The organism is Streptomyces sp. NPDC085866, assembly GCF_044541035.1.
Lineage (GTDB): Bacteria > Actinomycetota > Actinomycetes > Streptomycetales > Streptomycetaceae > Streptomyces.
The window spans coordinates 172,395-186,527 of the sequence record NZ_JBITSQ010000010.1 but is presented as its reverse complement, the minus strand read 5'-3'; the positions used below and the strand labels follow the sequence as shown (position 1 = coordinate 186,527).

Here is a 14,133-nt window from a genome sequence, read left to right as displayed (position 1 = left end):
GGGGTCGGCGGGGCCCTGTGGGTGAGGGCCCCGCCGGACTCCCGTCAGACCTCTTCGACGCTGCTCGGCTCGCGCCGGGACAGGTCGATACCGAGCTCCTCCGCAGCGCGGAAGACGTCCTCGTCGGTGTCGCGCATCTCGATGGACATACCGTCGCTGGACAGCACCTCCACGTTCAGGCAGAGCGACTGCATCTCCTTGATGAGCACCTTGAAGGACTCGGGGATGCCGGGCTCGGGGATGTTCTCGCCCTTGACGATGGCCTCGTAGACCTTCACGCGGCCGGTGACGTCGTCGGACTTGATGGTCAGCAGCTCCTGGAGGGCGTACGCGGCGCCGTATGCCTCGAGGGCCCACACCTCCATCTCACCGAAGCGCTGGCCACCGAACTGCGCCTTACCACCCAGCGGCTGCTGGGTGATCATCGAGTACGGACCGGTCGAGCGGGCGTGCAGCTTGTCGTCGACCAGGTGGTGCAGCTTCAGGATGTACATGTAGCCGACCGAGATCGGGTCCGGGAACGGCTCACCGCTACGGCCGTCGAACAGCCGCGCCTTACCGGTCGGGAGCACCATGCGCTCGCCGTCGCGGTTCGGGATGGTGTGCTGCAGCAGACCCGCCAGCTCGTCCTCGCGGGCACCGTCGAACACCGGGGTGGCGACGTTGGTGCCGGGGGCGACCTGGTCGGCGCCGATGGCCTGCAGGCGCTGCGCCCACTCGTCCGCGAGGCCGGAGACGTCCCAGCCGCGGCTGGCGAGCCAGCCGAGGTGGATCTCCAGGACCTGTCCCGGGTTCATTCGGGACGGGACACCCAGCGGGTTGAGGATGATGTCGACCGGAGTTCCGTCCTCGAGGAACGGCATGTCCTCGATGGGCAGGATCTTCGAGATGACACCCTTGTTGCCGTGACGGCCGGCGAGCTTGTCACCGTCGGTGATCTTGCGCTTCTGCGCGACGTAGACGCGGACCAGCTGGTTCACGCCCGGCGGCAGCTCGTCGCCCTCCTCGCGGTCGAAGACGCGCACGCCGATGACCTTGCCGGTCTCACCGTGCGGCACCTTCAGCGAGGTGTCACGGACCTCACGGGCCTTCTCACCGAAGATCGCGCGCAGCAGGCGCTCCTCGGGGGTCAGCTCGGTCTCACCCTTCGGGGTGACCTTGCCGACGAGGATGTCGCCGGCGATGACCTCGGCGCCGATGCGGATGATGCCGCGCTCGTCGAGGTCGGCGAGGACCTCCTCGGAGACGTTCGGGATGTCCCGGGTGATCTCCTCGGGGCCGAGCTTGGTGTCACGGGCGTCGACCTCGTGCTCCTCGATGTGGATCGAGGAGAGGACGTCGTCCTGCACGAGGCGCTGCGACAGGATGATCGCGTCCTCGTAGTTGTGACCCTCCCACGGCATGAACGCCACGAGCAGGTTCTTGCCCAGGGCCATCTCACCGTTCTCGGTGGCCGGACCGTCGGCGAGGACCTGGCCCTCGATGATCCGGTCGCCCTCGTTGACGACGACCTTCTGGTTGACCGAGGTGCCCTGGTTGGACCGGGCGAACTTGTGCAGGCGGTACGTGATGTACGTGCCGTCGTCGTTGGCCGTGGTGATGTAGTCCGCGGAGACCTCCTGGACCACACCCGCCTTCTCGGCCTTGACCACGTCGCCGGCGTCGACGGCGGAGCGGTACTCCATGCCGGTGCCGACGAGCGGGGACTCGGACTTAATCAGCGGCACGGCCTGACGCATCATGTTCGCGCCCATGAGGGCACGGTTGGCGTCGTCGTGCTCGAGGAACGGGATCATGGCGGTCGCGACCGACACCATCTGGCGCGGCGAGACGTCCATGTAGTCGACGTCCTCGGGGCTGACGTAGTCGACCTCACCGCCACGGCGGCGGACCAGGACACGCGCCTCGGCGAACCGGAGTTCGTCGTTCAGCGTGGCGTTGGCCTGCGCGATGACGAAGCGGTCCTCCTCGTCGGCGGTCAGGTAGTCGACCTCGTCGGTGACCTGGCCGTCGTTCACCTTGCGGTACGGGGTCTCGACGAAACCGAACGCGTTGACCCGGCCGTAGGAGGCGAGCGAGCCGATCAGACCGATGTTCGGGCCTTCAGGGGTCTCGATCGGGCACATGCGGCCGTAGTGCGACGGGTGCACGTCACGGACCTCGAAGCCGGCCCGCTCACGGGAGAGACCACCCGGACCAAGAGCCGACAGACGGCGCTTGTGGGTGAGACCCGACAGCGGGTTGTTCTGGTCCATGAACTGGGACAGCTGGCTGGTGCCGAAGAACTCCTTGATGGAGGCGACGACCGGCCGGATGTTGATCAGGGTCTGCGGCGTGATCGCCTCGACGTCCTGGGTGGTCATGCGCTCGCGCACGACACGCTCCATACGGGCGAGACCCGTACGGACCTGGTTCTGGATCAGCTCACCGACGCTGCGCAGACGACGGTTGCCGAAGTGGTCGATGTCGTCCGTCTCGACAACGATCATGTCGCCGTTGTCACCGGTGGTCTCGGTCTCGCCGGCGTGCAGCTGCACCAGGTACTTGATCGTCGAGATGATGTCCTCGACGGTCAGGATGCCCGCGTCGAGCGGAGCGTCCGCACCCAGCTTCTTGTTGACCTTGTAGCGGCCGACCTTGGCGAGGTCGTAGCGCTTCGGGTTGAAGTAGAGGTTCTCGAGCAGCGTCTGCGCGGCCTCACGCGTGGGGGGCTCACCCGGACGCAGCTTGCGGTAGATGTCGAGCAGCGCGTCGTCCTGGCCCTGGGTGTGGTCCTTCTCCAGGGTGGCGCGCATCGACTCGTAGTCGCCGAACTCCTCGAGGATCTGCTCGGTCGTCCAGCCGAGCGCCTTGAGCAGCACGGTGACCGACTGCTTGCGCTTGCGGTCGATACGGACACCGACCATGTCGCGCTTGTCGATCTCCATCTCCAGCCAGGCACCCCGGGACGGGATGATCTTGGCGGAGAAGATGTCCTTGTCGGACGTCTTGTCGATGCTGGAGTCGAAGTAGACACCGGGGGAACGGACCAGCTGAGACACCACGACACGCTCGGTGCCGTTGATGACGAAGGTGCCCTTGTTCGTCATGAGCGGGAAGTCACCCATGAAGACGGTCTGGGACTTGATCTCGCCGGTCTCGTTGTTGGTGAACTCGGCGGTGACGAAGAGCGGAGCCGCGTACGTGAAGTCGCGCTCCTTGCACTCGTCGATGGAGTTCTTCGGCGGCTCGAAGCGGTGGTCCCGGAACGTCAGGGACATCGACCCGGAGAAGTCCTCGATCGGGGAGATCTCCTCGAAGATCTCCTCCAGACCGGACTTGGTGGGGACGTCCTGACCGTTCTCAAGAGCCTCCTCGACCCGACTCTGCCAAGCGGTGTTGCCGAGCAGCCAGTCGAAGCTCTCGGTCTGCAGCGCGAGCAGGTTCGGAACCTCGAGAGGCTCCTTGATCTTTGCAAAGGAGATGCGCAGCGGGGCGGTGCTGGCGCCGTTGTTCGTATTCGCGGTCGAGGCGTTGCGCGAGGCGGCCAAGAGGGGGTCCTTCCGAGGGCTCGGACTCACTACGCGCGTGCCGGTCCCTCTCCGTACACAGAGACAGAAATCCCAGGTCAAGGGAGCTTCGGTCATCGATGCTGGAGTGAGGGCAGACCCCTGGTGACGGGCAGGGGACAGCTAACAGGCAGCGCAAAGGGTCAGTGTAGCCACTTGGCACACTGATGTCCAGTGCGGGTTTTTCGAGACCCTCGTTGTTCTCAACACCCTTGTCAACGCCCTTGGCCTGCTGCCCTCAACGCAGGTTGATACTGCCCTCTTCGTCGTCGATCCATGCCTCGGATTCGGATCCTTGTGACGACGCGTCCTGAGAATTGCGCGCTGCGTGCGGTTCGTCAAGGCCCCTCAGCCCAAACGGGACCGTCCGGAGACACGACGAAGATCACCATACCCCTCGCCACCAGGGGTACAAGGCAACCGAGGCCGGACCTCCGGATACGCCGAAGAGCGACCACCCGGATGGATGATCGCTCTTCGGTGCGTTCGCGTTACAGCCCTAGGAGGCCGTACTCAGCGCGCGGAGAGAGTCGCAGAGACTCCGAGAGGTCTTACTTGACCTCGACGGAGGCGCCGGCGCCCTTGAGGGACTCGGCAGCCTTCTCGGCGGCGTCCTTGGCGACCTTCTCGAGGACGGGCTTCGGGGCACCGTCGACGAGGTCCTTGGCCTCCTTCAGACCCAGCGAGGTCAGCTCACGCACGACCTTGATGACCTGGATCTTCTTGTCGCCGGCGCCGGTGAGGATGACGTCGAACTCGTCCTTCTCCTCCTCGACCGGGGCGGCGGCGGCCGGACCGGCCGGGCCCGCGACGGCGACCGCGGCGGCGGCGGTGACGTCGAACTTCTCCTCGAAGGCCTTCACGAACTCGGAGAGCTCGATGAGGGTCATCTCCTCGAACTGGGCGAGCAGGTCTTCCTGGCTGAGCTTCGCCATGATGGGCGATCCTTCCACTGATTCGGCAGGTGCCGGATGTACTGGGTGAGGCGGGCGTACGTCGGCCCGCTGCGACCCGTGCCGCCTAAACGGCCAGGGTCAGAAAGCGAGCCGAGTTACTCGGCACCGCCCTGCTCGTCCTGCTTGGCACGAAGAGCGTCCACGGTGCGGACGAGCTTCGAGGGAAGCGCCTGGAAGAGCTGAGCAGCCTGCGACTGCTTGCCCTTGAAGGCACCCGCCAGCTTGGAGAGCAGAACCTCGCGGGACTCGAGGTCCGCAAGCTTCTTGATCTCATCGGCGGACAGCGCCTTACCCTCAAGGACACCGCCCTTGATGATGAGATTCGGGTTGTCCTTGGCGAAGTCACGGAGACCCTTCGCCGACTCCACCGGGTCACCGGTGACGAAGGCGACGGCCGTCGGACCAGCGAAGAGCTGGTCGTCCAGCGTGATCCCGGCCTCGTTGGCCGCAATCTTGGTCAGCGTGTTCTTCACCACGGCGTACTGGGCGTTCTCACCGAGCGACCGGCGCAGCGTCTTGAGCTGCGCCACGGTGAGACCGCGGTACTCGGTCAGCACGGCGGCGTTGGAGCTGCGGAACTTGTCCGTCAGCTCGGCAACCGCAGCAGCCTTGTCGGGCCTCGCCATAGAGCCTCGGCCTCCTTCCGGGTGATTCGGACCGCGCGGACCCGAAGGAGGACTGGGTAAAACAAACGCCCCGGCGCAGGCGCACGGGGCGGACTCGACCGGCCGCACACGCGTGAGCGCGTATGTTCCGGGAGTTCTTCCACAGTCACCTGCGCGGGTCGCCCACTTTGCAGCGGATCCTTCGGCCACCGCACCCTCGTTCAAGCGTGCGGCAACGACCAGCGGTCTTTGGCTTCGTTAGGAGAGTACGGGACCGGGGCGGTGTCGAGCAAATCGGGCCCTACGGGGCCGCCCCGGTCCGTCTGCGTGCAGGCCTCAGGAGGCGGTGGTGGTGCTGCTGCCCGACACGGTCCCGGGCCCGCCGGCCTTCATCAGCTCCGTGAAGTCCTTGGTGTCGGCGGCCGGGGGCGCCTCGGCGGCGACCTTCACGCCGTAGTCGCTGTAGTAGGCCGTGCTGGTCATGGTGCCGGTCGCCATGTCCGCCTTCTCGACCTTCTTGACCAGGAGGTCCTGGCCGTCGACCCAGATGTCGATGGTCTCGGTGGTGACGCCCGCCTGGCTGAGCTGCTTCTTCAGGCCGGCCAACTGGTCGGCGGTGAGGTTGCTGTTCTTGCCGGCGAGGTCGGCGACGTCGACCGTGCCCGAGTAGTGCGTGGCGTCGACGCCGGAGACCTTCTCCTGGCCGACCTTCTTGACGTCGCCGGAGGCCAGCAGCAGCTTCACCGACTGGTTCGGCGTGGTGTTCTGCATCTGGTCCTTGAGGTACGCGCCGGAGCCGCCGCCGAGCTTGGCGAGGTCGTCGTACGCGTACTTGATCCAGTGCTTGCCGCCGAACTGCGCGGCGAACTTCTCGCTCATCTTGGCGTAGTAGGCGTCCGGCAGATAGCGGGCCTCCATCGACGTGGTGCCGGCCTTGCGCATCGCTTCGGCCATCTTGCCGCCGGTGTACGTGATGGTGAGGTTGCCCTTGAGGCCGTCGCCCCAGGCGAGGGCGCCGTTGGCCGTCATCGACATGGTGTCGCCGAGCGTCGTGCTGGAGCGCACCTTGGCCGACTCGGCCTTGTCCGTGGACTTCTCGGCGGAGAGCAGGGCCGCGAGGGGGCTGACATGCGTGACGCTCTTGCCGACCGTCTTGTCGCCCTTCCCGGATTGCGAGCCGCAGGCGGCCACACCGGTCAGCGCGGTCACCACCGCGACGGAAAGGGTCACCCGGCGTACGGTCGTGCTCTTCATGTAGTCCCACCCCTATGCGAGTCCTGTGCCTGCAACGTAACCCAGGCCACTGACAGTCGTACGAAAAGTCGCACAAAGAAAGGACGGGCCCGGAACCATTCAGGTTCCAGGGCCCGCCCTCTACTTACGCGTACCTGACGCGGCTACCGGGGTGAGCGCGAGGCTCAGACGGCGGCCGGGTCCTCCTCGACGAGGAGGTTGCGGGTGCGGTTCGAGTCGACCGGAATGCCGGGGCCCATCGTGGTGCTGATGGCGGCCTTCTTGATGTAGCGACCCTTGGCGGCGGACGGCTTGAGACGCGTGATCTCCTCGAGCGCCGCAGCGTAGTTCTCCACCAGCTGGGCGTCCTCGAAGGACGTCTTGCCGATGATGAAGTGCAGGTTCGAGTGCTTGTCGACGCGGAACTCGATCTTGCCGCCCTTGATCTCGGTGACGGCCTTGGCCACGTCGGGGGTGACGGTGCCGGTCTTCGGGTTCGGCATCAGACCACGCGGACCGAGCACGCGGCCGAGGCGGCCGACCTTGCCCATGAGGTCCGGGGTGGCGACGACGGAGTCGAAGTCCAGGCGGCCCTTCGAGACCTCGTCGATCAGCTCGTCGGCACCGACGATGTCGGCGCCCGCGGCACGCGCGGCCTCGGCACGGTCACCGGTCGCGAAGACCAGGACCCGGGCGGTCTTACCGGTGCCGTGCGGAAGGTTCACGGTGCCACGGACCATCTGGTCGGCCTTACGCGGGTCGACACCCAGACGGAAGGCGACCTCGACGGTGCCGTCGAACTTGGTCGTGGAGGTCTCCTTGGCGAGACGGACGGCCTCGAGCGGGGCGTACAGCTTCTCCCGGTCGACCTTGGCGTCCGCAGCGCGGAGAGCCTTGCTGCGCTTGCTCACAACTGCTCCTGTGTGTTCTGAGAGGAGTCGTGGTGTACGGGCCGAGCAGGCCCTACCACGGTGGTTCTACGAAGGTGGGCTTCAGCCCTCGACCGTGATGCCCATGGAGCGGGCGGTGCCGGCGATGATCTTCGACGCGGCGTCCAGGTCGTTGGCGTTCAGGTCGGGAAGCTTGGTCTGGGCGATCTCGCGGACCTGCGCCTCGGTGATCTTGGCGACCTTGGTCTTGTGCGGCTCGCCAGAGCCCTTCTCGACACCAGCGGCCTTGAGGATCATCTTCGCGGCCGGCGGGGTCTTGGTGACGAAGGTGAAGGAGCGGTCTTCGTAGACCGTGATCTCCACCGGGATCACCCAGCCACGCTGCGACTCGGTCGCGGCGTTGTAGGCCTTGCAGAACTCCATGATGTTGACGCCGTGCTGGCCGAGCGCGGGGCCGACCGGCGGGGCCGGGTTCGCCGCACCGGCGTTGATCTGGAGCTTGATAAGCCCCGTGACCTTCTTCTTCTTGGGAGGCATAGCTCTCCGGGTCCTTTCGATTCGGGTCCTGCCGGCACCCGGGGGCCACCCGGACGCAGGCATACCGCACAACGATAACGGGTATGGATGCGCGGCCAAAAACCGTGCAGGTCAGACTGGCTGCGAGAGCCCGCCTGACCTGCACGGAAGCAATTGGTCCAGAAGGAACTAGTTCTTCTGGATCTGGTCGAAGGAGAGCTCGACCGGCGTCTCGCGGCCGAAGATCTCCACCAGGCCCTTGACCTTCTTCGAGTCGGGGTTGATCTCGTTGATGGTCGCCTGGAGCGTGGCGAACGGGCCGTCGGTGACGGTGACCGAGTCGCCGACCTCGAAGTCCAGCACCTGGACCTCGACCTTGCGCTGCGGGGCGGGCTTGCCCTCGGCCTCGGCGGCCTCGCGGGCGGCCTTCTCCTCCGCCTCCGGGGCGAGCATCTTGACGATCTCGTCCAGGGTCAGCGGGTAGGGGTCGTAGGCGTTGCCCACGAAGCCGGTGACGCCGGGGGTGTTGCGGACGACGCCCCAGGACTCGTTGGTCAGGTCCATGCGGACCAGGACGTAACCCGGCAGCTTGTTCTGCTTGATCGTCTTGCGGTCGCCGTTCTTGATCTGGACGACCTCTTCCTGCGGCACCTCGGCCTGGAAGATGTAGTCCTCGACGTTCAGCGAGACGGCACGCTGCTCCAGGTTCGTCTTCACGCGGTTCTCGTAGCCAGCGTACGTGTGGATGACGTACCACTCGCCGGGCAGGGAGCGCAGCTCCTCACGCAGAGCCTCGACCGGGTCGACCGGGGCGGCGGCCTCCGCCTCGACCTCTTCCTCGGCCTCGTCCTCGTCCTCGACGTGCAGCGCGGCCTCCTCGGCCGGCTCGCCCGCCTCGGCCTCGGCAGCCTCGAACTCGTCCTGCTCGTCCGCGCCCTCGACGATGTCGAGCTCGTCGTCCACCGTCTCGTCCGGCTCGATGGCGTCGTTCAGGTTCGGGTCAGACACGATGGCTGCTTCTTCCTGGATACATAGGGGTAGAACATGCGAAAACGGGCGCCGGTACCACGGCGCCCTTCGCTCTTGGCTCAGCCGAAGACGTACTTGGCCGCGTGGTTGAGCCCATAGTCAATCACGGTCACCAGGGCGATCATGATTGCGACGAAGAAGATCACCACGGTGGTGTACGACGTCAGCTGATTGCGCGTCGGCCAGACGACCTTGCGGAGTTCCGCGATGACCTGTCGGTAGAAGATGCCGAGGCGCTTCAGCGGGCCCTTCTTGGCGCGCTTGCCACCCTTGCGGGCCTTCTTCTTGGTCTCCAGCGCCTCGTCCTGGGCATCAGGCGTGTCGATGGAGCCCACGGCGTCCGTCATTCGTCCTCACCTGATTCCGGGTCGTGGCCGTGCCGCGCCCGGTCTGAGCCGCACGGCGGTGCATCGCTGTACGTACATGTGCACACATCCTGGCGGTGTGTGTAGCAGGGCCGGAGGGACTTGAACCCCCAACCGCCGGTTTTGGAGACCGGTGCTCTACCAATTGAGCTACGACCCTTTGCGTGTCCCCCAACGTACCGCATCCGGACGAGTGCTCGTTGTGCACCGGTTGTGGAGCGGCTGCTGAAGGCCAACGAGGTGAGAGTGTACGTGGTCCGCGGCCCGGCGTCGAACAGAAAGTGCCTGTACGGAGTCGTCGGACCGAAGATCGTCCTGGCCGGGGGCAGGATTCGGATCCCTGTTCACGTCTCGACCCGTTGCTGTTCAGTCCGTGAAACCCGCGTGCCGGGGGCGTTTCCGGTCTGAAACGATGGACCCCATGAGCGCTGCAATCCCTCCCACCGAGCGCCGGGTCTCCGCCCGAGTCGGCGCGATCTCCGAGTCCGCCACCCTCGCCGTGGACGCCAAGGCCAAGGCCCTGAAGGCCGCCGGGCGTCCGGTGATCGGCTTCGGCGCCGGTGAGCCCGACTTCCCGACGCCGGACTACATCGTCGAGGCGGCCGTCGAGGCCTGCAAGAACCCGAAGTACCACCGCTACACGCCGGCCGGCGGCCTGCCCGAGCTGAAGGCCGCGATCGCCGCGAAGACGCTGCGCGACTCGAACTACGAGGTCGACGCGTCCCAGATCCTGGTGACCAACGGCGGCAAGCAGGCCATCTACGAGGCGTTCGCCGCGATCCTCGACCCGGGTGACGAGGTCATCGTCCCGGCGCCGTACTGGACGACCTACCCCGAGTCGATCCGGCTCGCGGGCGGTGTCCCGGTGGAGGTCGTCGCCGACGAGACCACCGGCTACCGGGTGAGCGTGGAGCAGTTGGAGGCCGCCCGCACGGAGAAGACGAAGGTCGTGCTCTTCGTCTCCCCGTCGAACCCCACCGGCGCGGTCTACAGCCAGGAGGAGGCCGAGGCGATCGGCCGCTGGGCCGTCGAGCACGGCCTGTGGGTCCTCACGGACGAGATCTACGAGCACCTCGTCTACGGCGACGCGAAGTTCACCTCGCTGCCGGCGCTCCTGCCCGAGCTGCGCGACAAGTGCATCGTGGTCAACGGTGTGGCCAAGACGTACGCCATGACCGGCTGGCGCGTGGGCTGGGTCATCGGCCCGAAGGACGTCGTCAAGGCCGCGACGAACCTGCAGTCGCACGCCACCTCGAACGTCTCCAACGTGGCCCAGGTGGCCGCCCTGGCCGCCGTCTCCGGCGACCTGGAGGCCGTGGCGAAGATGCGCGAGGCCTTCGACCGGCGCCGCAAGACCATCGTGCGGATGCTCAACGAGATCGACGGCGTGCTGTGCCCCGAGCCCGAGGGCGCGTTCTACGCCTACCCGTCGGTCAAGGGCCTGCTCGGCAAGGAGATCCGCGGCAAGCGCCCGCAGGACACCGTCGAGCTGGCCGCGCTGATCCTGGAGGAGGCCGAGGTCGCGGTCGTCCCGGGTGAGGCCTTCGGCACGCCGGGCTACCTGCGGCTGTCGTACGCGCTCGGCGACGAGGACCTCGTCGAGGGCGTGAGCCGGATGCAGAAGCTGCTCGCGGAGGCGCGGGACTGAGGTCCGCTCCGCACACGGGGGCTGCTCCCGACTTTCGGGAGCAGCCCCCGTTCGCATGTGCGAGCAAGACCACGTTCGGAGAAAGAGCTACCGGCGTGACCGGGACGTACGGCAGGATCCTGGGATGGAGCGTCTACGTGATCTCTCTGAGCTGCCGAAAGCCCATCTGCACCTGCACTTCACCGGCTCGATGCGGCCGGGGACCGTCCTGGAGCTGGCCGACAAGTACGGCGTGCACCTGCCCGAGGCACTGACCGAGGCACTGACCAGCGGCGAGCCCCCTAAGCTGCGCGCGACGGACGAGCGCGGCTGGTTCCGCTTCCAGCGGTTGTACGACGCGGCGCGCTCCTGCCTCCGGGAGCCGGAGGACATCCAGCGGCTGGTCCGGGAGGCCGCCGAGGAGGACCTGAGGGACGGCTCGGGCTGGCTGGAGATCCAGGTGGACCCGACGTCGTACGCACCCCGGCTGGGCGGTCTGATCCCGGCCCTGGAGATCATCCTGGACGCGGTGGACACCACGGTGCGGGAGACCGGGCTCGGGATGCGGGTCCTGGTGGCGGCGAACCGCATGAAGCACCCGCTGGACGCGCGCACGCTGGCCCGGCTCGCGGTGCGGTACGCCGACCGGGGCGTGGTCGGCTTCGGGCTGTCGAACGACGAACGGCGGGGCATGGCGCGGGACTTCGACCGCGCCTTCGCCATCGCACGCGACGGCGGCCTGCTGTCGGCCCCGCACGGCGGCGAGCTGACCGGCCCGACGTCGGTGCGCGACTGCCTGGACGACCTGCACGCCTCGCGGATCGGGCACGGCGTGCGCGCGGCGGAGGACCCGCGGCTGCTGAAGCGGCTCGCCGACCGGGGGGTGACCTGCGAGGTCTGCCCGGCGTCGAACGTGGCGCTCGGTGTCTACGAGAAGCCGGAGGACGTGCCGCTGCGCACGCTCTTCGAGGCGGGCGTCCCGATGGCCCTCGGCGCCGACGACCCGCTGCTCTTCGGCTCCCGGCTGGCCGCCCAGTACGAGATCGCCCGGCAGCACCACGGCTTCACGGACGCCGAGCTGGCGGAGCTGGCCCGGCAGTCGGTGCGGGGTTCGGCGGCGCCTGAGGACGTCAGGGCGCGGCTGCTGGCCGGCGTGGACGAGTGGCTGACTCGCCCGGCCGTCTGAAGTGGGCGTAGGGCGGATACGACTGGAAGCAGATCAGCACCTCGGGGCTGCGCCACGGGTCCGCCGCGGACTCAAGACCGCGGATGCAGCCCATGAGGGCTGAGCCGCCTTTCACGACCCGCTTGTGGCGCGGTCCCCAGCCCGCCGCCGAGGCGCACTCCATGGCCGTGCCGGCGAAGACGTCACGGCTGCCGATGAGGAAGAACGTCCGCGCGTGGGTGGTGTGGCGCAGCTCGTCCCGGAAGCCGCTGTCGTGGCTGCGCCGCTCCCAAGCGGCCGCGTCGCGCGCGGTGCGTGCCTCGTCGGTGCGGACGGTCAGCCGGGTGCCCCCGGCCAGCCTGCGGCGCAGCTCGGGCCATTTACTGGGCCGCAGCCCGTAGGTGTGGTGGGCCAGGACCAGGTCGACGGGCTCGCCGCAGCCTCCGTGGTGCGCGGTGACGGTGTCGCGCAGCGGGACGTGGACGACGGTGTGCCGCGAGTAGGCGGCGAAGGAGAGCAGGCCTGCCAGCCGGTTGAGCCCGTCGTGGTCGCCGGTCAGGACGCCGTACGGCGCCGGGTCGCGCAGTGACGTGTGCCGCAGGGGCTGCCAGGGCTGGACCACCCGGTGCTCGTGCGGCCCTGTCCTGAACCGGAACTCTCGCAGCCTCAGCCGCATGCGGGATGCCTCATGACATCAGCGTCGCGACCCGCCGCCGTCCCGCGCAACGGGGTTTCACGCGGCCACGCCGCCCAGCAGGGTCCGGGCGAGCCCGCTGGCGAACGCGTCCACGGGCGGTCCTTCGCCGCTCTCCGTGGCGTCGTAGGCGAACGCGCGCTGGGCGCAGGCGCCGAGGAGGAGCGAAGCGGCCGCGAAGGTGTCGGCGTCGGCGCGGACGCGGCCGGCGGCCTGCTCGGCGCGCAGATAGGCGTCCAGGCTCTCGATCGGCGTGTGCGGCCCGGAGCCGATCTTCCGCAGCGCCTCGTAGTGCCGCCGCTTGAGCTGTGTCTCGGCGTACAGGGAAGCGGCGATCGGGAAGCTCTGCTCGTAGAAGAGGGCCGCCTGGCGGGCGATCTCGGTGAGGTTCTCCTCCAGGGTGCCCCGGCCCGGCTCGGCCGCGAGACTGCTCAGCAGCGGGGTGAGGCGGGGCAGGCGCTCGGCGAGCACCCGGACGAACAGCTCCTCCTTGCTGTCGAAGTACTTGTAGAGCGCCGCCTCGGAGCAGCCGGCCGCCCTGGCGATCTCCTTGGTGGTGGCGCGGGCGAGTCCGACGGTGAGCATCAGCTCGTGAGCGGCGTCGAGGATGCGGACACGCGTCGGCTTCGTCTCCATGGGACGTCCAATCGGGCTTGACGAGTGAGTGAGTGCTTACCCACTCTAGAAGAAGCCAGGGTGAGTGAATACTCACCCACCTCACGGGAGGGCGGAAGTCCCCATGAAACTCACCGTTTTCGGCGCCACCGGCGGCATCGGCCGGGAGATCGTCCGTCAGGCGCTCGGCGCAGGTCACCGGGTGACCGCCGTCGTCCGCGATCCGGCCCGGCTGGACGTCACGGGGAACACCCTGGAGGTGTTCCGCGCGGACCTCGCCGACCCGCAGGAGCTGCGCGCCGCCGTCGCCGGCCGGGACGTGGTCCTGTCGGGCCTCGGCGCACGCAGCCGCAAGGACGCGGGGGTGGCCGCCCGGCTCACCCGTACGGTGCTCGGGGCCATGGAGGCCGAGGGGGTACGGCGGCTGCTGGTGGTCAGCGCCGGCCCGGTGGGACCGGAGCCGGAGAGCGACGGCTTCCTCGACCGCGGGATGCGGGGGCTGGTCTCGACGATCCTGAAGGACGTCTACGCCGATCTGCGCGAGATGGAGGCCGAGCTGGCGCGCAGCGGCACGGACTGGACGTCCGTACGGCCGCCGCGCCTGCAGGACAAGCCGCTCACCGGCCGCTACCGCACGGTCGTCGGCGGCTTCCCGCCCAAGGGCCGCTTCATCGCGCGCGCGGACGTCGCCCACGCGATGCTGTCGATGATCGACGACATGGGGACGGTGAAGCAGGGGGTGGGGGTCGCGTACTGAACCTGGACGGTGCGTGCGGCCCCGGGGAGCCTGTCGGGCCTGTCGGGCCTGTCGGGCCTGTCGGGCCTGTCGGGCCTGTCGGGCCTGTCGGGCCTGTCGGGCCTGTCGGGCCTGTCGGGCCTGTCGGGCCTGT

Annotated in this window: 13 protein-coding genes and 1 tRNA gene; 3 read left to right on the top strand and 11 right to left on the bottom strand. The window is 68.0% G+C overall.

Translation table 11 applies throughout. From position 1 onward, the window contains the following. Positions 1 to 44: 44 nt before the first annotated feature. From rpoB to ACIF83_RS26075, 9 genes are all read right to left on the bottom strand, one after another. Complete coding sequence (rpoB, locus tag ACIF83_RS26115) at positions 45 to 3,530, bottom strand: DNA-directed RNA polymerase subunit beta (RefSeq protein ID WP_393467561.1); 3,486 nt, start codon at positions 3,528 to 3,530, stop codon at positions 45 to 47. Between the two features lie 569 nt (positions 3,531 to 4,099). Next, on the bottom strand, positions 4,100 to 4,483 hold the full coding sequence (gene rplL / locus ACIF83_RS26110) for a 50S ribosomal protein L7/L12 (RefSeq protein WP_094215523.1): 384 nt from the start codon (positions 4,481 to 4,483) through the stop codon (positions 4,100 to 4,102). 116 nt (positions 4,484 to 4,599) lie between these two features. After that, complete coding sequence (gene rplJ / locus ACIF83_RS26105; protein ID WP_389187559.1) at positions 4,600 to 5,130, bottom strand: 50S ribosomal protein L10; 531 nt, start codon at positions 5,128 to 5,130, stop codon at positions 4,600 to 4,602. Positions 5,131 to 5,445: 315 nt separating this feature from the next. After that, positions 5,446 to 6,363, bottom strand: a complete 918-nt coding sequence (locus ACIF83_RS26100) for a hypothetical protein (protein WP_399730427.1) — start codon at positions 6,361 to 6,363, stop codon at positions 5,446 to 5,448. Positions 6,364 to 6,527: 164 nt separating this feature from the next. Continuing rightward, positions 6,528 to 7,253, bottom strand: coding sequence for a 50S ribosomal protein L1 (rplA, locus tag ACIF83_RS26095; protein ID WP_393467556.1), 726 nt, complete (start codon positions 7,251 to 7,253; stop codon positions 6,528 to 6,530). Positions 7,254 to 7,334: 81 nt separating this feature from the next. Further along, positions 7,335 to 7,769: a 50S ribosomal protein L11 gene (gene rplK / locus ACIF83_RS26090; protein ID WP_037858373.1), complete on the bottom strand. Its 435-nt coding sequence runs from the start codon at positions 7,767 to 7,769 to the stop codon at positions 7,335 to 7,337. A gap of 168 nt (positions 7,770 to 7,937) precedes the next feature. Then, the gene (nusG, locus tag ACIF83_RS26085; protein ID WP_399730423.1) at positions 7,938 to 8,756 is read right to left on the bottom strand and encodes a transcription termination/antitermination protein NusG; all 819 of its coding nucleotides are present in this window, start codon (positions 8,754 to 8,756) and stop codon (positions 7,938 to 7,940) included. 80 nt (positions 8,757 to 8,836) lie between these two features. Next, positions 8,837 to 9,124, bottom strand: a complete 288-nt coding sequence (gene secE, locus ACIF83_RS26080; RefSeq protein ID WP_145886700.1) for a preprotein translocase subunit SecE — start codon at positions 9,122 to 9,124, stop codon at positions 8,837 to 8,839. A gap of 105 nt (positions 9,125 to 9,229) precedes the next feature. Further along, positions 9,230 to 9,302 (bottom strand) — tRNA-Trp (locus ACIF83_RS26075). 261 nt (positions 9,303 to 9,563) lie between these two features. On the opposite strand from ACIF83_RS26075, the gene ACIF83_RS26070 reads away from it, so the two are divergent. Both ACIF83_RS26070 and ACIF83_RS26065 read left to right on the top strand, forming a co-directional pair. Next, positions 9,564 to 10,790 carry a pyridoxal phosphate-dependent aminotransferase gene (locus ACIF83_RS26070; RefSeq protein WP_393467550.1) on the top strand — a complete coding sequence of 409 codons (1,227 nt, stop codon included), beginning with the start codon at positions 9,564 to 9,566 and terminating at the stop codon, positions 10,788 to 10,790. A gap of 124 nt (positions 10,791 to 10,914) precedes the next feature. After that, entirely contained in the window at positions 10,915 to 11,955 is a 1,041-nt protein-coding gene (locus ACIF83_RS26065; RefSeq protein WP_399730420.1) for an adenosine deaminase, read from the top strand. On the opposite strand, the gene ACIF83_RS26060 is transcribed toward ACIF83_RS26065, so the two are convergent. Then, positions 11,900 to 12,610 (bottom strand): hypothetical protein, encoded by a 711-nt coding sequence (locus ACIF83_RS26060; RefSeq protein WP_399730417.1) that lies wholly within the window; start codon positions 12,608 to 12,610, stop codon positions 11,900 to 11,902. The two genes, ACIF83_RS26065 and ACIF83_RS26060, sit on opposite strands and share 56 nt — an antisense overlap. A 57-nt stretch (positions 12,611 to 12,667) precedes the next feature. Next, positions 12,668 to 13,264 carry a TetR/AcrR family transcriptional regulator gene (locus ACIF83_RS26055; RefSeq protein ID WP_393467544.1) on the bottom strand — a complete coding sequence of 199 codons (597 nt, stop codon included), beginning with the start codon at positions 13,262 to 13,264 and terminating at the stop codon, positions 12,668 to 12,670. A gap of 103 nt (positions 13,265 to 13,367) precedes the next feature. On the opposite strand from ACIF83_RS26055, the gene ACIF83_RS26050 reads away from it, so the two are divergent. Further along, positions 13,368 to 14,000 (top strand): NAD(P)-dependent oxidoreductase, encoded by a 633-nt coding sequence (locus ACIF83_RS26050; protein WP_399730414.1) that lies wholly within the window; start codon positions 13,368 to 13,370, stop codon positions 13,998 to 14,000. Positions 14,001 to 14,133: the final 133 nt, after the last annotated feature.